This window comes from Xenorhabdus santafensis (assembly GCF_033949405.1).
Taxonomy (GTDB): Bacteria; Pseudomonadota; Gammaproteobacteria; order Enterobacterales; family Enterobacteriaceae; genus Xenorhabdus; species Xenorhabdus santafensis.
In genome coordinates this window covers 1-236 of the sequence record NZ_VCDN01000488.1, presented here as the reverse complement: position 1 = coordinate 236, position 236 = coordinate 1, and the positions used below count along the sequence as shown (strand labels likewise).

Sequence of the window (236 nt, the reverse complement as noted above, 5' to 3'; positions counted from 1 at the left end):
CGGTTGAATGATTGCTGTAATTCCTGCTTTTGCTGCTTCTTCTACTGTATCTGGCATTGGGAAGAAAGCATCAGATGCAAGTGCGCTACCTTGTGTTTTTTCGCCAGCTTGTGTAATTGCGATTTTTGCAGAACCTACACGGTTCATCTGTCCCGCACCGACACCAATTGTCATATCATCTTTCGCTAAAACAATTGCGTTTGATTTCACATGTTTTACAACTTTCCAAGCGAGTT

The 236-nt window shown here is 42.4% G+C and carries 1 pseudogene; it reads right to left on the bottom strand.

Annotated elements, in window-relative coordinates:
* Nucleotides 1-236 (bottom strand): annotated as a pseudogene (gene purH, locus FE392_RS23165) (bifunctional phosphoribosylaminoimidazolecarboxamide formyltransferase/IMP cyclohydrolase); the annotation flags it as partial.